The sequence below is a fragment of the Pseudomonas crudilactis genome (genome assembly GCF_013433315.1).
GTDB lineage: Bacteria > Pseudomonadota > Gammaproteobacteria > Pseudomonadales > Pseudomonadaceae > Aquipseudomonas > Aquipseudomonas crudilactis.
On record NZ_WXVV01000002.1, the window covers coordinates 311,647 to 335,886 of the forward strand.

The following is a 24,240-nucleotide window of genomic DNA, read 5'->3' on the forward strand; positions in this document are numbered from 1 at the left end:
GCCCTCGCTTAGATTTCAGCAGCCAGTTGGTTAACCAGCTCTGCGTGCGCGTTTTGATCGATTGTGGCACCCAGGATCTTCTCGGCGCCGCCGACAGCCAGCAAACCCACTTGGGCGCGCAGCTTGTCTTTGACACTGTTCAGTTCCTGTTCGATCTCGGCTTGAGCCTGAACCTTCACACGGTCAGCGTCGACACGGGCCTTTTCAACGGCCTCTTCGACAATCTGGTTACCGCGTTTCTTGGCTTGCTCGATGATTTCAGCTGCCTGAGCTTTCGCTTCGCGCAGTTGCTGACCCGCTTTTTCTTGGGCCAACTCCAGGTCGCGAGCTGCACGGCTGGCAGCGTCCAGACCATCAGCGATCTTCTTTTGACGTTCGTGCAGAGCAGCGATGACCGGAGGCCATACATACTTCATGCAGAACAGTACAAAAATCAGGAACGCAACGGACTGGCCAATCAGGGTCGCATTAATGTTCACGCCAACACCTCGCAGTTACGTTGTCCATCACATCAAATTACTCGGAAGAATCCGGGTAATTAGCCAGCGATCTGACCAACGAACGGGTTCGCAAAGGTGAAGAACAGAGCGATACCAACACCGATCATGGTTACGGCGTCGAGCAGACCGGCAACGATGAACATTTTAACTTGCAGCATTGGAACCATTTCTGGCTGACGCGCTGCGCCTTCCAGGAACTTGCCGCCCAGCAGGCCGAAACCAATTGCGGTACCCAGTGCGCCCAGGCCGATCAACAGTGCAACAGCGATAGCGGTTAGACCAACTACAGTTTCCATCTTTCCTCCCGACTTTTACGTCGTATGGTTTAGGTTTTTTAGATTAAAGCGGTAAAACAAATCGTTTCAGGTGCCCTGTGAAGAGCCCCTTCCCGTTTGACCGGGAAGGACATCAGACTAGTCGAGACTGGTCTTAATGGTTTTCTTCGTGCGCCATCGACAGGTAGACGATGGTCAGCATCATGAAGATGAACGCCTGCAGGGTGATGATCAGGATGTGGAACACAGCCCAAGCCCACTGCAGAACAACGCCCAGGCCGCTCAGCCAGAGCAGACCGCTGCCGAACATCACAGCGATCAGAATGAACACCAGCTCACCGGCATACATGTTGCCGAACAGACGCAGAGCCAGAGAGATCGGTTTAGCGATCAGGGTCACGAATTCCAGCAGGAAGTTCACCGGGATCAGCAGGGCTTGAACGAAGATGTTCTTGCTGCCGAACGGGTGCAGGGTCAGTTCGCCGATGAAGCCGCCGATGCCCTTGACCTTGATGCTGTAGAAAATGATCAGTGCGAAAACCGACAACGCCATGCCCAGGGTCGCGTTCGGGTCGGTGGTCGACACGGCGCGGAACGGGATGTGGTGATCACCGGTGATCAGGATGGCCAGCTGAGGAATCCAGTCGACCGGGATCAGGTCGACGGCGTTCATCAGGAACACCCAGACGAAGATGGTCAGTGCCAGCGGTGCAATCACCGGGCTACGGCCATGGAAGCTGTCTTTCACGCTGCCATCGACGAATTCGACCAATACTTCAACGAAGTTCTGCAAAGCACCCGGTTGACCCGAAGTCGCTTTCTTTGCCGCCATGCGGAAAAGAAAAACGAAGATCAGACCCAACGCGACCGACCAGCCGAGAGTATCGACGTGGAAAGCCCAGAAGCCCATTTCTTTGGCTTCTGCTGCGGTATGGGCAAAGCCCCAGCCGCCGTTAGGTAGCTGACCGAAGGTCAGGTTCTGCAAGTGGTGCTGGATATAGCCCGAAGCGGTTGTTTCTGCCATGGTTGCCTCAAACGCCCTAAGGTCTCGAAAGTCTTGTTCTCATCAGCAGGGGAGCGAACCAGCTGACCGACTGAGTCAGCACGAACACGCCGAATACAGCTATCGGCGCCAGTGGCTTCACACCTGCAAACACCAGCGCAAAAAGCACTGCTGTCAAAATCAGTTTGCCTGCCTCGCCGGCATAAAAAGACCGGACGATGGACTGGGCTGCTCGGGCGCCGGAAAACCGAAATGCCTTGTGAGCGAAATAAACATTGGGCAGCAAGGCTATCAGGCCTCCGCAAAGTCCCGAGTATCCGGCAACGACTCCGTGCCATTGCCAGAGCGCCAAAGCGGCAATCAGCAAAATGACAAATTGAGCCATTAACACCGGAAAAACTGCCAGGCGATGGAACGGCAGGCGGTTTGGCTTGCGGGTTTCCATCACTATTGCTCTCCAATGGTCGGCTGCCAGAATTCAATAACTTGGCATAATTTGTGCCGACAAAATGCGCGCAGAGTATAGGGGCGGTTCTGCCCCTATTCAACTGTCAGGTAGTGATTTCCGACTGCGCGCTACATGAGGAAATGTTTCAGCGGATGTGTGCGAGCACACCTTGAAGCTCATCGAGGGAGTTGTAACCGATCACCAACTGCCCTTTTCCCTTCTTGCCGTGGCGAATCTGCACCGCAGAGCCTAGGCGCTCGGCCAGACGCTGTTCGAGACGGGCGATATCCGGGTCGGGTTTGGATGCTTCCACAGGCTCCGGTTTTCCACTCAACCACTGGCGAACCAGTGCCTCGGTTTGGCGCACAGTCAGGCCGCGTGCGACAACATGTCGCGCCCCTTCCACCTGCTGATTGTCCGGCAGACCGAGCAAAGCACGGGCATGGCCCATTTCCAGGTCGCCGTGGGACAGCATGGTCTTGATGACTTCCGGCAATGCAATAAGCCGCAACAGGTTAGCCACAGTGACGCGGGACTTACCCACAGCCTCGGCAACCTGCTGTTGAGTCAGCTGGAATTCCTGCTGCAAACGCTGCAGGGCCACCGCCTCTTCGATCGGGTTGAGATCTTCACGCTGGATGTTCTCGATCAGCGCAATGGCAATTGCGGTTTCATCCGGTACATCGCGGACCATCGCCGGGATGGTTTCCTGCCCGGCTTGCTGGCTCGCGCGCCAGCGGCGTTCACCGGCGATGATCTCAAAGCGGCCACCGCCAATCGGGCGCACCACGATCGGCTGCATCACCCCTTGCGCCTTGATCGACGCTGCCAGTTCTTCCAGCGCCTGCGGATCCATGTCCCGGCGCGGCTGGTACTTGCCGCGCTGCAGCAAGTCCAACGGCAAGTGCTGCAATTCACGGGTGTCAGCTTGCGCGGCTTGTTCTTCCAGCGCGCTGACGGTCGGACCACTCAGCAGTGCATCCAGTCCACGTCCGAGACCTCGTTTCTTGACGGCCATGGGAATTCCTTAAGTTGCCTGAGCGGCGGCGATGCGTGAATTTTTGCGCTGACGACGAACCATCTCGCCGGCCAGGGCCAGATAAGCCAGGGCGCCACGCGATTGTTTGTCGTAGGCCAGCGCCGGCATGCCGTAGCTCGGCGCTTCGGCCAGACGGATGTTGCGCGGGATCACCGTGTCGTAGAGCTGCTCGCCGAAGTGTTCCTTGAGCTGCGCCGAAACGTCGTTCATCAGGCTCAGGCGCGGGTCATACATGGTTCGCAGCAGGCCTTCGACTTTCAGGTTCGGATTGAGCAATTCAGCGATGCGCTTGATGTTATCCACAAGGTCGCTCAAGCCTTCGAGCGCGAAGTACTCGCACTGCATGGGGATAATCACCCCGTCAGCGGCGACCAGTGCGTTCAGCGTGAGCATCGACAGCGACGGCGGGCAGTCGATCAGAATGTAATCGTAGTTTTCACGGATCGGCGCCAGCGCGCTGCGCAGACGGCTTTCCTTCATCTGCATTTCCAGCAGCACCACTTCGGCCGCCGTCAAATCGCGGTTGGCCGGCAGCAGTTGGTAACCGCCGTGCTCGGAATAGTGCATGGCCTGGGCCAGATCGCATTCGCCGATCAGCAGGTCGTAGACCGAATTTTCCAGGCCGTGTTTATCCACACCGCTACCCATGGTGGCGTTGCCCTGTGGATCGAGATCGATCAACAGCACCCGGCGCTTGGTTGCGACCAGGGATGCTGCGAGGTTGATGCAGGTGGTGGTCTTGCCCACACCACCCTTTTGGTTCGCTATCGCGAATACCTTAGCCATTCTTGCTTGTGTTCCCAATCATGCCGTGCGGCGCAGTATCAGCAGATGGCGTTGGCCTTGGCAACCGGGTACGGCCAGGGCGTGTTCGCTATCGAGTTTGAAGTCTGCCGGCAATGCTACCAGCTCATCGGCCGGATGAACGCCCTTCATTGCCAGCCAGCGTGTATCTGCATCGCCCAAGTGGCGAGTCCAGTTGGTGAAGTTCTCCATACTGCTGAACGCCCGGGAAATGATCCCGTTGAACGGTTGCGCAGGCTGGAAGGCTTCGACACGACTGTGGATAACTTGCAGGTTATCCAGTTTGAGTTCGAGTTTGACCTGGGTCAGGAAGCGGGTTTTCTTGCCGTTGCTGTCCAGACAGGTCACTTGCGAATCCGGATACAGAATCGCCAACGGGATCCCCGGCATACCGCCGCCACTGCCGACGTCGAGCCAGCGACCGTTTTCGATGAACGACATCACGCTCAGACTATCGAGCAAGTGTCGCGAAACCATTTCGTCCGGATCGCGCACAGCGGTCAGGTTGTAGGCCTGGTTCCATTTGATCAACAGGGCCAGATAACCCAGCAGCAGTTCGTGCTGGGTTTCAGTGAGATTGACACCGAGCTCGCGGGCTCCTGTGGATAACTCTTCGGCGTGTTGCGAAGTGACCTTAGAACTCAAGCGCTTTGCTCCAACTGACGGCCCGCGCCGCGTTTTTTCAAGTGAATCATCAATAGCGAAATCGCTGCCGGGGTCACACCCGGGATCCGCGAAGCCTGGCCCAGCGTCTCTGGTCGAGTCGCGCCGAGCTTGCTCTGGATCTCCTTGGAGAGACCGGAAATGTTGGTGTAATCGATATCCACAGGCAACTTCGTGTCTTCACTGGCGCGCAGACGGGCAATTTCGTCCTGTTGACGATCAATGTAACCGGCGTATTTGGTTTTGATTTCAACCTGCTCGGCGACCTGTGGATCTTCGGCGCCATTGCCGGTCACTTCGACCAGACCAGCGTAGTCGATTTCCGGACGGCTCAAGAGGTTGAGCAAGTTGTATTCGTGGGTCAACGGCGTACCGAACTTCTCGGCAATCGCATCGCCCTGCTGCGTATTCGGGCGAACCCAAGTGCTTTTCAGACGCTGCTCTTCCAGCTCGATGCTTTCGCGTTTCTTGCAGAAGGCCGCCCAACGCGCGTCATCGACCAGACCGAGCTCGCGACCTTTTTCGGTCAGACGCAGGTCGGCGTTGTCCTCGCGCAGAATCAGGCGGTACTCGGCACGGGAAGTGAACATGCGGTACGGCTCTTGGGTGCCGAGGGTGATCAGGTCGTCGACCAACACGCCGATGTACGCTTCATCGCGACGCGGGCACCAGGCTTCTTTGCCCTTGGCGCGCAGTGCAGCATTGGCGCCGGCGAGCAAACCTTGGGCGCCGGCTTCTTCGTAACCGGTGGTGCCGTTGATTTGTCCGGCAAAGAACAGACCGCCGATGACTTTGGTTTCCAGGCTGTACTTCAGATCACGCGGATCGAAGTAGTCGTACTCGATGGCATAGCCCGGACGCACGATGTGCGCGTTTTCCATGCCGCGGATCGATTGCACGATCTGCAATTGCACGTCGAACGGCAAGCTTGTGGATATCCCGTTCGGGTACAGCTCATGGGTGGTCAAACCTTCCGGTTCGATAAACACCTGATGGCTTTCCTTGTCGGCAAAGCGGTGGATCTTGTCTTCGATCGACGGGCAATAGCGCGGGCCGATGCCTTCGATTTCACCGGCAGCGGAATACATCGGCGAACGATCAAGGTTCGCAGCAATGATTTCGTGGGTGCGGGCGTTGGTGTGAGTAATCCAGCAGCTGACCTGGCGTGGATGCTGTTCTTTGTTGCCCATGAACGACATCACCGGGATCGGCGTATCGCCGGGTTGCTCGGTCATCACCGAGAAATCCACAGACTTGCCGTCGATACGCGGCGGTGTGCCGGTTTTCAGGCGACCGACACGCAGTGGCAGTTCACGCAGACGGTGAGCCAGTGCAATCGATGGCGGATCACCGGCGCGGCCGCCGGAAAAATTCTGCAAACCGATGTGGATAAGTCCGCCGAGGAACGTACCGGTGGTCAACACCACGGAATCGGCGAAGAAACGCAGACCCATTTGCGTGACAACACCACGGACTTGTTCCTGCTCGACGATCAGGTCATCAGCAGCTTGTTGAAATATCCACAGGTTCGGCTGGTTTTCGAGGATTTCGCGGACAGCGGCCTTGTACAGAATCCGGTCAGCTTGCGCACGGGTCGCCCGTACGGCTGGGCCTTTGCGGCTGTTCAACACGCGAAACTGGATGCCGCCCAAATCGGTAGCTGTGGCCATCGCCCCGCCGAGGGCATCGATTTCCTTGACCAGATGGCTTTTGCCAATGCCACCGATGGCCGGGTTGCAACTCATGGCACCGAGGGTTTCCACGTTATGCGTCAGCAACAGGGTTTTTGCCCCCATACGTGCTGAGGCCAGTGCTGCCTCGGTACCGGCATGACCGCCGCCGATGACGATCACTTCAAAACGGGAAGGGAAATCCACCACGCACCTCGTGCCTGCTTAAGTAGGTAATTCAGGAATAGTTTGAGATCAGGTTTTTGGACCTGGTCGGCAAGTATAGGGACTTCGCCCTTCCTAAAGAACCCTTTGCACAAAATTTAACCAGCTGTGGAGAACTCGAGGTTAAAAGAATAAAAAAGAGAGAAATTTATAAAACCTTTGTTTTTATGTTTATTTCTACTGAAGCACGTTTCTGTGGATAGATTGCTACAAGCCTTTATATTCAATATGTACAGAGTTTCAAAACCCTGTGCCCATGTGCCAATGAGGCCCTTGGATAACCGCTGTAAGCCTGTGGATGAAAGGGGTGGTTATCCACAGACGGGGTTATATCCAGTTTTCAGGCCCTGTTATCAACTGCCCTTAGTGGCAGTTATTCACAGGGCTTAATCCACAGAAAATCGATAAAACGGCTTTTCCGGACGCAAAAAAACGCCACGAAGGGTTCGCTGGGGACAAAGAAGCGGATGGAGGGAAGTGCGAGGGCTATTGTGAGAGAACGTAACAGGGGCTAATAATAGGCATTATCATTAACTCATTAACTCGTCAGTTTTCCCCATGTCCCTACCCGCCCACACTGCTGCGATCGAGCGAATCTACGAGCAACACCATTCGTGGCTATACGGGTGGCTCAAGGGAAAATTACATGACGCCTGCGATGCGGCGGATGTGGCGCATGACACGTTTGTGCGGATTCTGGCGGCGCGTAATGCTGCACAGATTCGTGATCCACGTGATTATCTGGCGACCATTGCACGCGGTCTGGTGATTGACCGTTATAGAAGACAGGCTATCGAGGCCGCGTATTTGCGGACCCTCGCGGCTCGTCCGCAAGCCACTGTCATCAGCGAGGAAGACAAGGCGCTGATCATCGAAACCCTGGTCGCTGTGGATAAAGCCTTGGCCGGGCTCGGCGCCAGAAGCCAACAGATCTTCACGCTCTCCCAGATCGATGGCCTGACTTATCAACAGATCGCACTGCAATTGAAGGTGTCATTGACCACGGTGAAGAAGCACATGATCCGCGCCCTGACGGAATGTGCCCTGATCATGGCGCAAAGTTGATGGCTATCGCCACCAATCGCCAGATTTTTGAAGCGGCCGCCAGTTGGTACGTGCAGTTTCAGGCGGAGCCGCCAACACTCACCGAACAAAAGGCTTGGCAGCTGTGGATAGATAGTGACCCGGCGCATCTGGCGGCGTGGAATCAGATGGAACAATTGCAGCGCCACCTCGGTACGCTGCCGCAGGATCTGAAACGTCGTGCGCTGAATACGGGTCAGCAACGTCGCCAAGTGCTGAAATTGTTGCTGCTCGCAGCGGGGACGGGGTTCGTCGGCTGGAATGTTCAGCAACACACATCCCTGGGGAATGTCTGGGCCGACTATAAAACCGGGGTTGGCCAGCGCCGCAACATCGCGTTGGCCGACGGCAGCCAGATACAACTCAACACTGACACCGCAATTGATGTGTCTTTTGATGCGGCACATCGACTGATTCGTTTGCGCTCGGGTGAAATCCTCATTCAAACCGGCAAGCTTGGCGATCAACGGCCCTTTTTCGTCGAAACCGGGGATGGCCGGATTCAAGCACTCGGTACCCGTTTCTCCGTTCACCAGCTGTCGGGCTCTACCCGAGTTGGAGTGCTGGAAGACCGGGTCAGTGTTCAGCCCGCTGATGCATCAACGGCCGCAAGAATTCTGCAGGCAGGCGAAGGCGCCGATTTTGATCGGCAGCACATCGGGCCCGTTCATCCCTTCAAATCCTCTGAAGTGGCGTGGATCAACGGCCAATTGATCGTCCTCAATGCGCGCTTGGGTGATGTTATTGAAGAATTGGGCCGCTATCGGAGCGGCGTTTTACATTGCGACACGCGTGCCCGGGAGCTGCGGATATCCGGGACATTCCGCCTCAATTCAACCGACGCTGTCCTGGCCAATCTTCAGGCTTCGCTGCCGATCAACGTGCGCTATTTCACTCGATACTGGGTCTCGATCAGCCACAACACTTGATCGAAATTTCGCCTGGAGAAAATAAATCGACAACAGGGTTATCTTTTTTTGCCCTGACCCGGCCCTACAGGTAATCGCGATAAACGCGGCTCTTTGCCACCTTCAGGGCTTATCCACACATGCGTCTTCCCACGTTTCGTCAGCGTTTTTCCTACCACTGCATTGCCTATAGCTTACTGATGACCAGCGCCGCGTCCTGCCTGGTGATTAGCCATAACGCCGTCGCTGCATCGGTAGCCCAGCGTTACGCCATCGCCGCCGGCCCGCTGGATAATGCGCTGAGCCAGTTCGCCTCGGCCGCCAACGTGATTCTGTCGTTCTCGCCGCAACAGACCAGCCGCTTGCGTAGCGCCGGGTTGAACGGCAGCTTCACTGTCGACCAGGGATTCGCCCAACTGCTGCAAGGCTCGGGTTTGCAAGCCGTACCGCAGGCGCCGGGCAGTTACATTCTGCAGGCGCTGCCGAACGGTGATTCGCTGGAGCTCGCTCCGACCAACATCAACGGTCAGTTGGCCAATCCGATGGATCTGGATTACGCCGCCGACGTCGGATACAAGGCGCAGAACAGTCGAATCGGTACGAAAACCAGTACGCCGTTATCGGAAACGCCACGCTCAGTGTCCGTCGTTACCGGCCAACGCATGAAGGATCAGAAATCTCAGACACTCACCGAGGTACTCGGCTACGTGCCGGGGATCTTTGCCCCACCGTTCGCCGCTGGCGACAGTCTGGCAGGAGACCTGTTCTACATTCGCGGTTTCAACGCCACCGATTATGGCTACGGTCTGTTGCGCGATGGACTACGCGTACAAGGCAACCGCTATGACACCAGCACTGAGCCTTATGGACTTGAACGGGTAGAGGTTTTCCGCGGCCCGTCTTCGCTTCTTTACGGGGAAAACGCCCCCGGCGGTCTGGTTAATCTGGTGAGCAAACGCCCGACCGCTGCACCGCAAGGCGAAGTGCAATTGGGTTATGGCTCGAACAATCGCCGGCAGATCGGCGTCGATGTCTCCGGCCCGCTCAATGACAGCGGCAATGTTCTCGGGCGCGTGGTGATGCTTGGCCGCAAGTCCGACACCCAGACCGACCACGTACCGGATGACCGAATCTACATCGCGCCATCGCTGACCCTGAATTTTGACGATTTCAACACCTTGACCCTGCTGGCCAACTACCAGAAGGATCACACCAACATGGAACTTGGCCTACCGGCCGCCGGGACATTGCTGACCAACCCCAACGGCAAGTTATCCAAAGGCACCCTGCTCGGCGACCCGGACTGGAACACTTTCGAACGAGAAACCTGGAGCACCGGTTACGAGTTCAGCCACTCGTTCAACGACGACTGGCAGTTCCGCCAGAACTCGCGCTACATGCAGTCGCGCATCACCCGTCACGAAACCTGGCCAGGCAACCTCAACAACGCCGGGTTCGGCACGCGTTTGAACATGACCGCCTACGATCGCTACAACAAATCGATGGTGTATTCGCTGGATAACCAACTGGAAGGCAAATTCCAGGTCGGCGGTCTGGAGAACACCGTGTTGTTCGGCGCCAGCTATGACCGCACGTCGTTCAATCAGGACTGGAATGCCGGCATTGTCGGGCCGATCGATGTGTATAACCCGGTGTACCTGCGCGACCCAACCACGCCGATTGCGGTGCAAAACACCTTGCTCGAGCAGCAGATGAAAGGGGTTTATGCACAGATCCAGAGCAAGTACGACCACTGGCTGTTTCTGCTCGGTGGCCGTCAGGACTGGGTCGACAGTGATTTTCGCGACAAGGTCGCCCAGTCGAGCAACATCAGCTCCGAGGACAAGAAATTCACTTATCAGGGCGGCGTGATGTACCAGTTCGACAACGGCATGACGCCGTATGTCAGCTATTCCACCTCGTTCGTGCCGGTGCAGCAGATCTCCAATGCCGGTGCGCCGCTTGATCCGATCACCAGCAGCCAATATGAAGTGGGCCTGAAGTACGAACCAATCGGCTGGGACACTGCCTTCACTGCATCGGTGTACGACCTGCGCAAAAAAGACGACACCTACTTCGACGCCACCACGTCGAGCTATCGCCAGGTGGGCGAAAGCCGTTCCAAGGGTGTGGAACTGGAACTGAACAGCAACCTGACCCAGAACCTCAATCTCACGGCGGCTTACACCTACACCGACGCGCGAATTACCAAGGATGCAGCGACGTCATTGGTCAAAGGCCATCAAATGACCGGCGTGCCGCGCAATCAGGCTTCGGTCTGGGCGAAATATCGATTCCTTGATGGCGACTTGAAAGGTCTGTACGTGGGCGGTGGTGTGCGTTATTTCGACAGTGCCTTCGCCTACACGTCGCCTTCTCTCTACGGGAAGCTGGATGCCGGCGACGTCACCTTGGTGGATGCGGCCATCGGTTATCAGATCGATACGCACTGGAGCGTCGACCTGAATGCGAAGAACCTGTTCGACAAGGAATATGTGTCGGGTTGCAACGACGCTGGCCGTTGCTACTGGGGTGAAGATCGCACTCTGCTCGGCACGGTTTCCTACAACTGGTAGAACGAAAAAGGGGCTGTGGATAAATTGTCCACAGCCCTTTTTTCATTTGCCGATACAGAAGCTGGAAAAAATCCGTCCCAACAGATCATCAGAGCTGAATGCTCCGGTGATTTCACCGAGAGAATGCTGGGCCTGACGCAAATCCTCGGCCAGTAATTCCCCAGCGCCAGCCAAGGTCAGCTGGGCGCGGCCGTGTTCCAACGCTGCACTGGCGTGGCGCAAGGCTTCAAGATGCCGGCGACGTGCGCTGAAACTGCTTTCCGAGGTCTGCTCGTAACCCATGCAGGCCTTGAGATGATCGCGCAGCAGATCCAGACCTTCACCGGCCGACTTGGCGCTGAGACTGATCGTCACATGCCCGTCTTCGCTGGTTTCCAAAACAATGGCTTCGCCCGTTAGATCGGCCTTGTTGCGGATCAGCGTAACTTTGGCCGGATCCGGCCGGGTTTCGAGGAATTCCGGCCACAGGGCAAACGGATCCAGTGCTTCCGGAGCGGTCGCGTCGACTACCAGCAACACTCGATCCGCTTCACCAATGGCTTTCAACGCGCGTTCAACGCCGATCTTTTCCACATGATCATCGGTATCGCGCAAACCGGCGGTGTCGACAACGTGCAGCGGCATACCATCAATGTGGATATGTTCGCGCAGGATATCCCGCGTGGTGCCGGCAATCTCGGTGACGATCGCCGCTTCCCGACCGGCCAACGCATTCAGCAGGCTGGATTTACCGGCATTCGGCCGCCCGGCAATCACCACAGTCATGCCGTCGCGGAGCAAGGCACCCTGCCCGGCCTCACGCAGTACTGTGGATAACTCATCACGGACTTTGTCGAGCATGCTCAGCACATGGCCATCGGCGAGGAAGTCGATTTCCTCTTCCGGGAAGTCGATGGCGGCTTCGACGTAGATACGCAGACCGATCAGTTGTTCGGTCAAGTTATGCACACGCTGGGAAAACGCACCCTGCAAGGAACGCAGAGCATTACGTGCAGCCTGTGCAGAACTGGCTTCGATCAAATCGGCAATCGCCTCGGCCTGGGCCAGGTCGAGTTTGTCATTGAGGAAGGCGCGTTCGCTGAATTCACCGGGCCGAGCCAAGCGACACCCCAATTCCAAGCAACGCTTGAGCAACATATCCAGAACGATCGGGCCACCGTGGCCCTGCAATTCCAGAACGTCTTCGCCGGTGAACGAGTTCGGCCCCGGGAAATACAAAGCCAGACCTTCATCGAGCACTTGCTGGTCGGCACTGAAAAACGGCCCGTAATGGGCGTAACGCGGTTTCAGTTCGCGGCCGCTGATGGCTTTGGCCGCAACGCTGGCCAACGGCCCGGAAATACGGACGATGCCCACACCGCCGCGACCTTGAGCGGTGGCGACAGCGGCGATGGTTTCACGAGGTGTGCTCATAAACCGAAATCCAGACAAAAGTGGCAGATAGCAAAACGCCCCACTAGGGGGCGTTTTGAGTGGTGTTATCCACAGTGCAAGTTACGCCTCGGCTTTTTTCGTCGCCGCTTCGATCTTACGCGTGATGTACCACTGTTGTGCAATCGACAGGCAGTTGTTCACAACCCAGTACAGCACCAGACCAGCCGGGAACCACAGGAAGAAGAAGGTGAAGATGATTGGCATCATTTTCATGACCTTCGCCTGCATCGGATCCGGAGGCGTCGGGTTCAGCTGCTGCTGGATGAACATGGTTGCGCCCATGATGATCGGCAGAATGAAGAACGGATCCTTGATCGACAGGTCGGTGATCCACAGCATGAACGGCGCCTGGCGCATTTCCACGCTTTCCAGCAGAACCCAGTACAGCGAAAGGAAAACCGGCATCTGCACGAGGATCGGCAAGCAGCCACCCAACGGGTTGATCTTCTCTTTCTTGTACAGCTCCATCATGGCTTGCGACATTTTCTGCCGGTCATCGCCATGTTGCTCTTTCAGAGCAGCCAGTTTTGGCGCAACGGCACGCATGCGCGCCATCGATTTGTAGCTGGCAGCCGACAGAGGGAAGAAGATCCCCTTGATCAGCATGGTCAGGAAGATGATCGACCAGCCCCAGTTACCAACGATCGCGTGGATGTGTTGCAGCAGCCAGAAGATTGGCTGGGCAATGAACCACAGAATGCCGTAGTCGACGGTCAGTTCCAGACCTGGGGACAATTCTTTCAGCACAGCCTGGCTTTTCGGACCGGCGTACAGCACAGCGCTGGTTTCAACTTTGGCACCCGGAGCAGCGGTCAGTGTTGGACCGGTGTAACCGATGATGTAGTTGCCTTTGCTGTCTTTACGGGTCTGGACGATGTTGTTTTCGCCCTTGGCCGGAATCCACGCAGTCACGAAGTAGTGTTGCAGCCAGGCTACCCAACCACCGGTGACGGTTTCTTTCAGCTGTGCCTTGTCCATGTCCTTCATGGACACTTTTTTGTACGGCTCCGAACTTGTCCACAGGGCGGCGCCCAGGTAAGTCGCGGTGCCAGTAGCGGTTGTGGACGAAGGGTCAGCGCTGTTATCACGCTTCAACTGAGCAAACATTGCGCCGTTCCAGGGCTGAGCGCTCTGGTTATCCACAATGTAGGAAACGGCTACGTCATACAGGCCGCGTTTCAAGGTGAAACGCTTGATGTAATTGACGCCGTCCTTGCTGAACTTCAGGTCGACGACCAGTTGGTCCTGACCGTCAGCCAGTTGATAAGTCTTCTTCTCCGAGGAGTAAACCGGACGACCGGCAGGATTTGCATCCGGACCGTTGGTGCCGATCAGACCGCTTTGTGCCAGATAAACACGTTCGCCGCCGTTATCGAACAGCTGGAACGGAACATCAGGACGATCCTGACGACGTGGATACAAAGGCAAGGTCAGTTGAGCAACATCGCCACCCTGTGGATCGATCGCGAGATCGAGCACGTCGGTTTTGATCTGGATCAGATCCTTGCTGGCGGCTACCGGTGTTTCGGCAGGTGCGCTGGTATCGCTAGCGGCGCGCGGAATATCGTCACTGGCGGCAGCATTATTGCCAGTGGCGGTGCCCGGCAAACCGGATGTAGTCGTACTGGAAGCAACATTCTGAGTCGGCAGGGCAGCCTGACCGTAGTCCTGGTTCCATTTAAGGACCATAACGTAGGCCACGATTGCCAGGGCGACGATCAGGATCGTGCGTTTGATATCCATGATTACTCGGCCATCGAAGAAGAACGGGAGGTAGGGATAGGTGGAACCGGGTCATAACCACCGGGATTCCACGGATGACAGCGACCTAAACGACGAAAGGTCAGCCAGCCACCGCGCAGAAGGCCATGATTTTCAATGGCTTCATACGCGTAGCAGGAACAACTGGGGTAGAAACGACAGTGGCTGGCCATCAAAGGACTAATGGCATAGCGATAAAACTGGATCGGAACGAGGGCCAGTTTACGCATCGGTACTGTCTACCCCTACAGTTTCGGTTTTGACTTCTGGAACTGGCTTGCTGCGTGCCAGACGCTTCCAGAGCTTGCCGAAATGCTGAATCAATTCGGGGTTTTCTACATCGCCCAGACCTTTGCGCGCGACGATAACGATATCCCAGCCGACCAGTGAATCCTGGTGCAGACGGAACGATTCGCGCATCAAACGTTTGAGGCGATTGCGCTCAACGGAGAGCTTTACGCTCTTTTTCCCGATAACCAGCCCGAGACGGGGGTGATCAAGATCGTTGTTGCGTGCAAGGAGCAGGAGATTTTTCCCCGGAACCTTGCCGGTAGGGGAGTCAAAGACTGCCTTGAAATGCCGGGGGGTAAGCAGACGCTTTTCCCGACTGAAGTCCTGACTCACCTCCAGTACCGGATTATCAAACTGCCAGACGCGCACGACCTTTGGCGCGGCGACGCGACAGGACTGCACGGCCGTTCTTGGTAGCCATGCGAGCACGGAAACCGTGGGTACGGGCGCGTTTGATAGTGCTTGGTTGGAAAGTACGTTTCATGTCGTGTTACCTGGTTCGTCCACAACGGGCCGGAATGGCCCCCGTTTTAAGAGACCGGGGATTCTAGAGAAAGCAAGCCTTCAGGTCAATTTCCAACCAACGTTTCCTTATAAATAGATCTCAAGGTGTTCTTTGCCTGATCACCTGCTCGCCATACATAAAAATAAAGAAGGGAATTATTTAAAGCTTTTCTGTAAAGCTTATAAAAGCTAGGCACGACTTCTTCTGTGGATAAGTGGCATCAGCCCATGTTTCACCTGGTGTACAGAGAATGACAACTACAGTGGAAAACCGTGTTCAGCCTGTGCTGCGCTGTCGGATAACCTGTGCGTGGAATGGGCTGTTATCCACAGGCAGGTTATCCACCGAGTTCAACCCCCAGTTGTCCAGTGCCCTTAGAGGCGGTTATCCACAGAGCTTATTCACACACCGTTGGTCGCCTTTTTCCGATTTAACGCATTGATAAATCATGGTCACCGGGCAACCTGCATGTGGATAAGTGGACGGCTCGCCGCTACAATGGCCGCTTGTTTTTGCCTCACCGGCTTTCAACTTAGGGGATATCCGTGTCAGTGGAACTTTGGCAGCAGTGCGTGGAGCTTTTGCGCGAGGAGCTGCCTGCCCAACAATTCAACACCTGGATCCGTCCACTACAGGTCGAAGCCGAAGGCGACGAGTTGCGCGTCTACGCACCGAACCGTTTTGTGCTGGACTGGGTCAACGAAAAGTACCTGGGCCGCGTCCTTGAACTGCTGGATGAGCATGGCAACGGCATGGCGCCTGCGCTTTCCTTGTTAATAGGCAGCAAACGCAGTTCCGCTCCGCGTGCCGCACCGAATGCGCCGCTTGCAGCCGCGCAGGTTTCCCAGCAGGCCCAGGCAAATGCCACGCCTGTGAGTACGCCGGCCCCCATCCAGACGTCAGCGCCGGCAGCCAAGCGTTCGACGCAGAAAAGCCCCGAAGTCAGCGATGAACCGTCTCGCGACAGTTTCGATCCGATGTCCGGTGCTGCGTCGCAACAAGCTCCGGTCCGCGCCGAACAGCGCACCGTGCAGGTCGAAGGTGCGCTCAAGCACACCAGTTACCTGAACCGCACCTTCACCTTCGAAAACTTCGTCGAAGGTAAATCCAACCAGCTCGCCCGCGCGGCGGCCTGGCAGGTGGCGGATAACCCAAAGCACGGCTACAACCCACTGTTCCTTTATGGTGGCGTCGGCCTGGGTAAAACCCACTTGATGCACGCGGTGGGTAACCATCTATTAAAGAAGAACCCGAATGCCAAGGTCGTGTACCTGCATTCCGAGCGTTTCGTCGCTGACATGGTCAAGGCGCTGCAACTGAACGCGATCAACGAGTTCAAGCGTTTCTACCGTTCGGTGGACGCCTTGCTGATCGACGACATTCAGTTCTTCGCCCGCAAAGAGCGTTCGCAGGAAGAGTTTTTCCACACCTTCAACGCTCTGCTTGAAGGTGGCCAGCAGGTCATTCTCACCAGTGACCGCTACCCGAAAGAAATCGAAGGCCTTGAAGAGCGCCTCAAATCCCGCTTCGGCTGGGGCCTGACGGTTGCCGTCGAGCCGCCGGAACTGGAAACCCGTGTGGCGATCTTGATGAAAAAGGCTGACCAAGCCAAAGTCGACTTGCCGCACGACGCCGCGTTCTTCATCGCCCAGCGTATTCGTTCCAACGTCCGTGAGCTGGAAGGCGCGCTGAAACGCGTGATCGCCCACTCGCACTTCATGGGCCGCGACATCACCATCGAGCTGATTCGCGAATCCCTGAAAGACCTGTTGGCGCTGCAGGACAAACTGGTCTCTGTGGATAACATTCAGCGCACCGTCGCCGAGTACTACAAGATCAAGATCTCGGATCTGCTGTCCAAGCGCCGTTCGCGCTCGGTTGCACGTCCGCGTCAGGTGGCCATGGCCTTGTCCAAGGAACTGACCAACCACAGCCTGCCGGAAATCGGCGATGTGTTTGGCGGCCGCGACCACACGACCGTATTGCACGCCTGCCGCAAGATCAACGAACTTAAGGAATCCGACGCGGACATCCGCGAGGACTACAAGAACCTGCTGCGTACACTGACCACTTGATGAACACCAGCGCAGCTTATTAAGGCAAGGGACTAGACCATGCATTTCACCATTCAACGCGAAGCCCTGTTGAAACCCCTGCAACTGGTCGCAGGCGTCGTCGAGCGTCGACAGACCTTGCCGGTACTGTCCAACGTGCTGTTGGTAGTCGAAGGCCAGCAACTGTCGCTGACCGGTACCGACCTGGAAGTCGAACTGGTCGGTCGTGTGCAACTCGAGGAGCCGGCTGAAACAGGTTCCATCACCGTGCCTGCGCGCAAGCTGATGGACATCTGCAAAAGCCTGCCCAACGACGCGCTGATCGACATCAAGGTCGACGAGCAGAAGCTGGTCGTGAAGGCTGGCCGTAGCCGTTTCACTCTGTCGACTTTGCCAGCCAACGATTTCCCGACCGTCGAAGAAGGTCCGGGCTCGCTGACTTGCAGTCTCGAGCAGAGCAAACTGCGTCGTTTGATCGAACGCACCAGCTTCGCCATGGCCCAGCAGGACGTGCGTTATTACCTCAACGGCATGCTGCTGGAAGTGTCCGAAGGCATCATCCGCGCGGTGGCCACCGACGGTCACCGTCTGGCCATGTGCTCGATGAAAGCCGATATCGGCCAGCCGGATCGCCATCAGGTGATCGTGCCACGCAAGGGTATTCTGGAACTGGCGCGTCTGCTCACCGAGCCGGACGGCAATGTCAGCATCGTCCTGGGTCAGCACCACATCCGCGCGACCACCGGCGAATTCACCTTCACCTCGAAACTGGTCGACGGCAAATTCCCGGACTACGAGCGTGTTCTGCCGAAGGGCGGCGACAAGCTGGTATTGGGCGATCGCCAGGCACTGCGTGAAGCGTTCAGCCGTACCGCGATTCTGTCCAACGAGAAGTACCGCGGTATCCGTCTGCAACTGGCCAGCGGTCAGTTGAAGATCCAGGCCAACAACCCGGAGCAGGAAGAAGCGGAAGAAGAAGTGGGCGTTGAATACAACGGCGGCTCGCTGGAAATCGGCTTCAACGTCAGCTACTTGCTCGATGTGCTGGGCGTGATGACCACCGAGCAGGTTCGTCTGATCCTGTCCGACTCCAACAGCAGTGCGCTGGTGCAAGAGTCCGACAACGACGATTCGGCTTACGTTGTCATGCCGATGCGTCTGTAATCAGCTGACCCTGGATGTCCTTAAGTCGTGTTTCGGTCACCGCGGTGCGCAATTTGCACCCGGTGACCTTCTCCCCCTCCCCCCGCATCAACATTCTTTACGGCGCCAACGGCAGCGGCAAAACCAGTGTTCTGGAAGCCATTCATCTGCTGGGGCTTGCCCGTTCGTTTCGTAGCACGCGCCTGTTGCCGGTCATCCAGTACGAACAGCTCGCCTGTACCGTGTTCGGTCAGGTCGAATTGGCCGAGGGTGGTCATAGCGCTTTGGGCATCTCGCGCGATCGTCAAGGTGAGTTTCAGATCCGCATCGACGGTCAGAACGCCCGCAGCGCAGCACAGCTTGCGGAGATCCTGCCACTGCAGTTGATCAACCCCGACAGCTTCCGCCTGCTCGAAGGTGCACCGAAGATTCGCCGGCAGTTTCTCGACTGGGGCGTGTTCCACGTCGAACCGCGTTTTATGGCCACTTGGCAGCGTTTGCAGAAGGCCTTGCGCCAGAGAAACTCATGGCTGCGGCATGGTACACTTGACGCCGTTTCGCAAGCGGTTTGGGACAGGGAACTGTGCCAGGCCAGCGCTGAAATCGATGAATACCGCCGCGCGTACATCAAAGCCTTGAAACCAGTCTTTGAACAAACCTTGAGCGAACTGGTTGAGCTCGAAGGTTTGACGCTCAGCTATTACCGAGGCTGGGACAAAGACCGGGAATTGAGCGCTGTACTGGCCGGTTCCGTGCAACGGGACCAGCAAATGGGTCATACCCAGGCCGGACCGCAACGGGCTGATTTGCGTCTTAGATTGGGCGCACACAACGCCGCGGACATTTTGTCCCGGGGTCAGCAGAAGTTGGTGGTCTGTGCGTTGCGGATTGCCCAAGGGCATCTGGTCAGCCAGGCCCGCCGCGGGCAGTGTATTTATCTTGTGGATGACTTGCCGTCCGAGCTGGACGAAAGCCACCGTCGCGCGCTGTGCCGCTTGCTGGAAGACTTACGCTGCCAGGTGTTCATCACCTGTGTAGATCACGAATTATTGAGGGAAGGCTGGCAGACGGAAACGCCAGTCGCTTTGTTCCACGTGGAACAGGGCCGTATCACCCAGACCCACGACCATCGGGAGTGAAGGCATTGAGCGAAGAAAATACGTACGACTCAACGAGCATTAAAGTGCTGAAAGGCCTGGATGCCGTACGCAAACGTCCCGGTATGTACATTGGTGACACCGACGATGGCAGCGGTCTGCACCACATGGTGTTCGAGGTGGTCGACAACTCGATCGACGAAGCCCTCGCCGGCCACTGCGACGACATCAGCATCATCATCCACCCGGATGAGTCCATCACCGTTAAAGACAACGGCCGTGGCATCCCGGTAGACGTGCACAAAGAGGAAGGCGTTTCCGCCGCCGAGGTCATCATGACCGTCCTCCACGCTGGCGGTAAGTTCGACGACAACTCCTACAAAGTTTCCGGCGGTCTGCACGGTGTAGGTGTGTCGGTAGTGAACGCACTGTCCGAAGAGCTGGTTCTGACTGTTCGCCGCAGCGGCAAGATCTGGGAACAGACCTACGTCCACGGTGTACCTCAGGCACCGATGGCCATCGTTGGCGACAGCGAAACCACCGGTACCCAGATCCACTTCAAGGCTTCCAGCGAAACCTTCAAGAACATTCACTTCAGCTGGGACATCCTGGCCAAGCGCATTCGTGAACTGTCCTTCCTCAACTCCGGTGTCGGCATCGTCCTCAAGGACGAGCGCAGCGGCAAGGAAGAGCTGTTCAAGTACGAAGGCGGCCTGCGTGCGTTCGTTGAATACCTGAACACCAACAAGACTGCGGTCAACCAGGTGTTCCACTTCAACATCCAGCGTGAAGACGGCATCGGCGTGGAAATCGCCCTGCAGTGGAACGACAGCTTCAACGAGAACCTGTTGTGCTTCACCAACAACATTCCGCAGCGCGACGGCGGTACTCACCTGGTGGGTTTCCGTTCGGCGCTGACGCGTAACCTGAACAACTACATCGAGCAGGAAGGTCTGGCGAAGAAGCACAAAGTCGCCACCACCGGTGACGATGCCCGTGAAGGCCTGACCGCGATCATTTCGGTGAAAGTACCGGATCCGAAGTTCAGCTCGCAGACCAAAGACAAACTGGTGTCTTCCGAAGTGAAGACCGCGGTCGAGCAGGAGATGGGCAAGTACTTCTCCGACTTCCTTCTGGAAAACCCGAACGAAGCCAAGCTGGTCGTCGGCAAGATGATCGACGCTGCCCGTGCCCGTGAAGCGGCGCGCAAGGCCCGTGAGATGACCCGCCGCAAAGGCGCGCTGGACATCGCCGGTCTGCCGGGCAAGCTCGCTGACTGCCAGGAAAAAGACCCGGCGCTGTCCGAACTGTACCTCGTGGAAGGTGACTCCGCGGGCGGCTCTGCCAAGCAGGGACGTAACCGCAAGACCCAGGCGATCCTGCCGTTGAAGGGCAAGATCCTTAACGTCGAGAAAGCTCGTTTCGACAAGATGATCTCTTCCCAGGAAGTGGGCACCTTGATCACCGCACTGGGCTGCGGTATCGGTCGCGACGAGTACAACATCGACAAGCTGCGTTATCACAACATCATCATCATGACCGATGCTGACGTCGACGGTTCGCACATCCGTACCCTGCTGCTGACCTTCTTCTTCCGTCAGTTGCCGGAGCTGATCGAGCGTGGCTACATCTACATCGCTCAGCCGCCGTTGTACAAGGTCAAGAAAGGCAAGCAAGAGCAATACATCAAAGACGACGACGCCATGGAAGAGTACATGACGCAGTCGGCCCTGGAAGATGCGAGCCTGCACCTGAACGAAGAAGCCCCGGGCATTTCCGGTGAAGCGCTTGAGCGTCTGGTGAACGACTTCCGCATGGTGATGAAGACCCTCAAGCGTCTGTCGCGCCTGTACCCGCAGGAGCTGACCGAGCACTTCATCTACCTGCCGGCCGTGAGCCTGGAAAAGCTTGGCGACCACGCAGCGATGCAAGAGTGGCTGGCCCAGTACGAAGCGCGTCTGCGCACCGTCGAGAAGTCCGGTCTGGTCTACAAGGCCAGTCTGCGTGAAGACCGTGAACGTGGCGTCTGGCTGCCAGAGGTCGAACTGATCTCCCACGGCCTGTCGAACTACGTCACCTTCAACCGCGACTTCTTCGGCAGCAACGACTACAAAACCGTCGTCACCCTCGGCGCTCAGTTGAGCACCCTGCTCGACGAAGGCGCGTACATCCAGCGTGGCGAGCGCAAGAAAGCAGTCACCGAGTTCAAGGAAGCACTGGACTGGCTGATGGCTGAAAGTACCAAGCGCCACACCATTCAGCGATACAAAGGTCTGGGCGAAATGAACCCTGATCAGCTGTGGGAAACCACCATGGACCCAAGCGTGCGCCGCATGCTGAAAGTCACCATCGAAGACGCCATTGGCGCAGACCAGATCTTCAACACCCTGATGGGTGATGCGGTCGAACCTCGCCGTGACTTCATCGAGAGCAATGCTCTCGCGGTATCCAATCTGGACTTCTAGGTTGCCAACTCCGCACAGGAAAGGCCCGCGCAAGCGGGCTTTTTTTTGCGTTCAATTTCGTCTTGAAGCGCGATACGATGCGGCTCTTTCGTCGCAGACAGGCGGCGGCCAGATTGTAGAAAAACGACTAAAAAAAGAGCAATCAATTGACTCATCAATGCGTAAGGAAGGATTCCGTCACACGTCTATCGGTCAATGTGCTGCCCCTGCTGTTGGGGATTCTTGCCTTTTTTATCGTCATCGGTCCAAGGGCGCTAAACCCGCAAAACATTGCCTGGCTGGGCAGCGGTGATCCGGCAACGCACTACCTTGGCTGGGTGTTTTTCAGGCATTCGCCCTGGTCGTTGCCGCTGGGGCTCAATCCTTCGTATGGATTGGAGCTGAGCAGCGCGATCATCTACTCGGATTCGAACCCGCTGCTGGCGTTGATCTTCAAACCCTTTGCCGCATGGCTTCCCGAGCCTTTCCAGTACTTTGGCCTGTGGCTGTTGTTGTGTTTTGTGTTGCAGGGCTGGTTTGCCTGGAAGCTGATGGGCCTGGCCACCGCCAACATTGCGCTGCGTTTGCTGGGTGCGGCACTGTTTCTGTTCAACCCGGCGCTGATTTCGCGGATGGGAGAGCACTTATCCCTCGCCGGGCACTTCCTGATCCTGGCCGCTCTGTATCTGGCCCTGCGCCCTCATGCCGAGCGGCGTTGTCTGGCCTGGGGCTCGTTGTTGGCGGTCGCGGCCTTGATACACGCTTATCTGTTGGCAATGGTTGGCTTGATCTGGCTGGCCGACTTGCTGGCCCGATCATTGAGGCGGCAGTTGCTGCTGAAGAGGTCGTTCGTCGAGCTGGTTGGCCTGCTGTTGCTGACCGGAGTGTGTTGCTGGCAAGCAGGCTATTTCACCGTTGAAGGTGAGGGACTGGCTTCATTCGGATTCGGATTGTTTCGCGCCAATGTGCTGACGTTTTTCGACCCCGCTGGATGGTCTCGCGTCCTGGGCGATATACCTGGCGTACCTGGGGATTCGGCCGGCATGGCTTTCCCGGGGCTGGGGGTGATGTTTCTGCTCGTTTGCGCGCTGTGGTTCATTTGCTCAGGCGAAGGGCAGATCGTTGCAACGATGCGCAAACGCTGGTTATTGCTGCTGGCACTGTCTGGACTGATGCTTTTTGCGTTCTCCAACAGGATCGGCGTCGGACCGCTCGAGTTCGTCTACTGGTTGCCTGACCCCGTCATTTCCATGGCCGGTATTTTCCGCGCTTCGGGGCGGATGATCTGGCCGGTCATGTACGCGGCGATCTTTGCGGTGGTGTTCCTGATCGCGCGTAACGCGGCGCCACGGACTGCGCTGTTGCTGCTGGTGACAGCCCTTCTGGTACAGGTCTTCGACACCCGTGCCGGTTGGGCAGGCATACGCCGGCAGCAGATGGTCACACCTGCTGCGACGTGGAAAACCCCGATGGTCAATCCGTTCTGGCAAAGCGCGGCAGCGCACTATCAGAAGGTCCGCTACGTGATTCCGCAGAACCTGACGGCTCATTGGATGACCCTCTCCGATTACGCGGGCCGGAATCATCTCGCCACCGATGCGGTGTACCTGGGCCGGGTGAGCGCGCAAGCGCAGGAGGATCTGCAGCGTACTGCCGCCAGAACCATCGACTCCGGCAAGTATGAGCGCGATACCCTCTACGTGCTTGAGCAGCGGTCAGCGCTGCAAGCGGCGCTCAACGTGGATGGCGACAGCGATATGCTGGCCTGGATTGACGGCTTCCATGTGCTGGCACCGGGCTGGAAGCGCTGCGCTGACTGTCTGCCACTCATGGCCGGTGCTCCCAGGGATTTGATCCCTTCATTCGACACCGGCGAAAAGCTGCAGTTTGTGGAGGGGAGCCGAGGCACGGCTGCACTTGGAAAAGGCTGGTGGTTTGCCGAGGCGTGGGGCACCGGATCGGTCGGGCCGGATGCCGAGATCATCCTGCGGCCCAAGGCTGGCGTGAGTTCACTGACGCTTGAAACCAACGCGTTCCTGTCTGAGAAAACGCCGCGCCAAACGGTGGATATCAGCATCAATAACGTGCCGGTAATCTCTGCCAGCCTGACCAACGCCAACAGCAACACAATCAATATCAACCTGCCTGCCGAGGTGCAGGCCCTAGTTGCGCAACAAGGCGTCCTGCGTATCCAGCTGCATTTTCCGCTGGCAGTCAGTCCGCATGATCTCGGCTGGGGAGAAGACATCCGCAAACTGGCGATTGGATTGCTGGCATTGACCTTTCATTGATGACTGGTGCCAGCCAGGGCCAACGC

General features: G+C 57.1%; 21 protein-coding genes. 8 read left to right on the plus strand and 13 right to left on the minus strand.

Translation table 11 applies throughout. The annotated features are described in order from the left end of the window. Positions 1-8 precede the first annotated feature (8 nt). The 8 genes from GTU76_RS03830 to mnmG form a co-directional block, all read right to left on the minus strand. Entirely contained in the window at positions 9-479 is a 471-nt protein-coding gene (locus GTU76_RS03830) for a F0F1 ATP synthase subunit B (protein ID WP_003229781.1), read from the minus strand. 59 nt (positions 480-538) lie between these two features. Further along, positions 539-796, minus strand: coding sequence for a F0F1 ATP synthase subunit C (gene atpE, locus GTU76_RS03835; protein ID WP_003097235.1), 258 nt, complete (start codon positions 794-796; stop codon positions 539-541). A 133-nt stretch (positions 797-929) separates the two neighbouring features. Next, positions 930-1,799: a F0F1 ATP synthase subunit A gene (atpB, locus tag GTU76_RS03840; RefSeq protein ID WP_008084413.1), complete on the minus strand. Its 870-nt coding sequence runs from the start codon at positions 1,797-1,799 to the stop codon at positions 930-932. A gap of 16 nt (positions 1,800-1,815) precedes the next feature. After that, positions 1,816-2,223, minus strand: a complete 408-nt coding sequence (locus GTU76_RS03845) for a F0F1 ATP synthase subunit I (protein WP_008084411.1) — start codon at positions 2,221-2,223, stop codon at positions 1,816-1,818. 148 nt (positions 2,224-2,371) lie between these two features. Continuing rightward, on the minus strand, positions 2,372-3,244 hold the full coding sequence (locus GTU76_RS03850) for a ParB/RepB/Spo0J family partition protein (RefSeq protein WP_116028606.1): 873 nt from the start codon (positions 3,242-3,244) through the stop codon (positions 2,372-2,374). A gap of 9 nt (positions 3,245-3,253) precedes the next feature. Next, positions 3,254-4,051 carry a ParA family protein gene (locus GTU76_RS03855; protein WP_007911909.1) on the minus strand — a complete coding sequence of 266 codons (798 nt, stop codon included), beginning with the start codon at positions 4,049-4,051 and terminating at the stop codon, positions 3,254-3,256. 18 nt (positions 4,052-4,069) lie between these two features. Further along, the gene (gene rsmG, locus GTU76_RS03860) at positions 4,070-4,714 is read right to left on the minus strand and encodes a 16S rRNA (guanine(527)-N(7))-methyltransferase RsmG (protein WP_007911906.1); all 645 of its coding nucleotides are present in this window, start codon (positions 4,712-4,714) and stop codon (positions 4,070-4,072) included. Continuing rightward, complete coding sequence (mnmG, locus tag GTU76_RS03865) at positions 4,711-6,609, minus strand: tRNA uridine-5-carboxymethylaminomethyl(34) synthesis enzyme MnmG (RefSeq protein ID WP_016984066.1); 1,899 nt, start codon at positions 6,607-6,609, stop codon at positions 4,711-4,713. Before mnmG ends, rsmG begins: the two co-directional genes overlap by 4 nt. A gap of 576 nt (positions 6,610-7,185) precedes the next feature. On the opposite strand from mnmG, the gene GTU76_RS03870 reads away from it, so the two are divergent. From GTU76_RS03870 to GTU76_RS03880, 3 genes are all read left to right on the plus strand, one after another. After that, complete coding sequence (locus tag GTU76_RS03870; protein ID WP_180698098.1) at positions 7,186-7,692, plus strand: sigma-70 family RNA polymerase sigma factor; 507 nt, start codon at positions 7,186-7,188, stop codon at positions 7,690-7,692. Then, entirely contained in the window at positions 7,692-8,639 is a 948-nt protein-coding gene (locus GTU76_RS03875; protein WP_180698099.1) for a FecR domain-containing protein, read from the plus strand. The genes GTU76_RS03870 and GTU76_RS03875 overlap by 1 nt, the downstream gene beginning before the upstream one ends. Before the next feature lie 119 nt (positions 8,640-8,758). Continuing rightward, positions 8,759-11,194 (plus strand): TonB-dependent siderophore receptor, encoded by a 2,436-nt coding sequence (locus GTU76_RS03880; RefSeq protein WP_016984069.1) that lies wholly within the window; start codon positions 8,759-8,761, stop codon positions 11,192-11,194. Between the two features lie 42 nt (positions 11,195-11,236). Here GTU76_RS03880 and mnmE read toward each other — a convergent pair whose 3' ends face one another. The 5 genes from mnmE to rpmH form a co-directional block, all read right to left on the minus strand. Then, a complete protein-coding gene (gene mnmE / locus GTU76_RS03885; protein ID WP_175552753.1) occupies positions 11,237-12,607 on the minus strand; it encodes a tRNA uridine-5-carboxymethylaminomethyl(34) synthesis GTPase MnmE in 1,371 nt (456 codons plus the stop codon). An 81-nt stretch (positions 12,608-12,688) separates the two neighbouring features. Continuing rightward, positions 12,689-14,371 carry a membrane protein insertase YidC gene (yidC, locus tag GTU76_RS03890; RefSeq protein ID WP_180698100.1) on the minus strand — a complete coding sequence of 561 codons (1,683 nt, stop codon included), beginning with the start codon at positions 14,369-14,371 and terminating at the stop codon, positions 12,689-12,691. Between the two features lie 2 nt (positions 14,372-14,373). Next, on the minus strand, positions 14,374-14,619 hold the full coding sequence (gene yidD, locus GTU76_RS03895) for a membrane protein insertion efficiency factor YidD (RefSeq protein WP_010465488.1): 246 nt from the start codon (positions 14,617-14,619) through the stop codon (positions 14,374-14,376). Then, entirely contained in the window at positions 14,612-15,013 is a 402-nt protein-coding gene (gene rnpA, locus GTU76_RS03900; protein ID WP_016984072.1) for a ribonuclease P protein component, read from the minus strand. Before rnpA ends, yidD begins: the two co-directional genes overlap by 8 nt. 16 nt (positions 15,014-15,029) lie before the next feature. After that, entirely contained in the window at positions 15,030-15,164 is a 135-nt protein-coding gene (gene rpmH / locus GTU76_RS03905) for a 50S ribosomal protein L34 (protein WP_003213577.1), read from the minus strand. 566 nt (positions 15,165-15,730) lie between these two features. Between rpmH and dnaA the strand changes: the two genes are divergently transcribed. The 5 genes from dnaA to GTU76_RS03930 all read left to right on the plus strand — a co-directional run bounded on the left by dnaA (position 15,731) and on the right by GTU76_RS03930 (position 24,214). After that, positions 15,731-17,260: a chromosomal replication initiator protein DnaA gene (dnaA, locus tag GTU76_RS03910; protein ID WP_180698101.1), complete on the plus strand. Its 1,530-nt coding sequence runs from the start codon at positions 15,731-15,733 to the stop codon at positions 17,258-17,260. Positions 17,261-17,299: 39 nt separating this feature from the next. Beyond that, positions 17,300-18,403 (plus strand): DNA polymerase III subunit beta, encoded by a 1,104-nt coding sequence (gene dnaN, locus GTU76_RS03915; RefSeq protein WP_007911887.1) that lies wholly within the window; start codon positions 17,300-17,302, stop codon positions 18,401-18,403. A gap of 14 nt (positions 18,404-18,417) precedes the next feature. Then, positions 18,418-19,521 (plus strand): DNA replication/repair protein RecF, encoded by a 1,104-nt coding sequence (gene recF / locus GTU76_RS03920; RefSeq protein WP_003220208.1) that lies wholly within the window; start codon positions 18,418-18,420, stop codon positions 19,519-19,521. A gap of 5 nt (positions 19,522-19,526) precedes the next feature. Continuing rightward, positions 19,527-21,944, plus strand: a complete 2,418-nt coding sequence (gyrB, locus tag GTU76_RS03925) for a DNA topoisomerase (ATP-hydrolyzing) subunit B (protein WP_007911885.1) — start codon at positions 19,527-19,529, stop codon at positions 21,942-21,944. 146 nt (positions 21,945-22,090) lie between these two features. Next, positions 22,091-24,214 (plus strand): DUF6311 domain-containing protein, encoded by a 2,124-nt coding sequence (locus GTU76_RS03930; protein WP_180698102.1) that lies wholly within the window; start codon positions 22,091-22,093, stop codon positions 24,212-24,214. Positions 24,215-24,240 lie beyond the last annotated feature (26 nt).